Origin of the sequence: Devosia indica, from assembly GCF_003056405.1 — a bacterium.
In the GTDB taxonomy this organism is placed as follows: Bacteria; Pseudomonadota; Alphaproteobacteria; order Rhizobiales; family Devosiaceae; genus Devosia; species Devosia indica.
On record NZ_PYVZ01000053.1, the window covers coordinates 1 to 786 of the forward strand.

Annotated in this window: 1 protein-coding gene; it reads left to right on the plus strand. The window is 61.3% G+C overall.

Going from position 1 to position 786, the window contains the following annotated elements; genetic code table 11:
• Nucleotides 1-786 (plus strand): proton-conducting transporter transmembrane domain-containing protein (locus DDE76_RS19370; protein WP_281261872.1); only part of this gene is annotated, 786 nt, incomplete at both ends.

A 786-nucleotide genomic window follows, 5' to 3' on the forward strand; every position in this document is an offset into this window, starting at 1 on the left:
GCTTCCGGATGCTCAAGATCGGTCTCAGTATCGGCTCGACCGCCCTGCTGGTCGTTATCGCGCTGCTGCTGGTCGTGCCGACCATACAGGTTGGTCCGTCCGACACTGAGCTGATCAAGGCCTATCCGCTGGGCAATTGGCCCATGCCTTTCGGCATCGTGCTGGTGGCTGACAGGCTCTCGGCGCTGATGGTGCTGGTGACCAGCATTCTCGGCATGGCGACCCTGACATTCTCGCTGGCCCGCTGGTATGCCGCCGGCCCGCATTTTGCAGCGATCTTCCAGCTCTTGCTGATGGGGCTCAATGGCGCCTTCCTCACCGGTGACCTGTTCAATCTCTTCGTCTTTTTCGAGGTTATGCTGGCAGCGTCCTATGGATTGCTGCTGCATGGTAGTGGCAGCGCCCGGGTCAAGGCGTCGCTGCACTACATCGCGATCAACCTTCTCGCGTCCTTCCTGTTCCTCATCAGCGCGGCGATCATCTATGGCGTGACCGGCACGCTCAACATGGCCGATCTTGTGGTGCGCATTCCGCAAATTGCCGCCGCCGACCGGCCATTGCTCGACGCCGGTCTGGGGCTGCTCGGCCTGACCTTCCTGATCAAGGCCGGCATGTGGCCGATCAGCTTCTGGTTGCCGGGCGCCTATTCTGTGGCGGCGGCGCCGGTCGCGGCCATGTTCGCCATCATGACCAAGGTGGGCATCTATGCCCTTTTGCGGCTCTCCTATCTGCTCTTTGCGGCAGAAGCGGAGGGTGTGCTCGGCTTCAACCACAATGTGCTGTTTG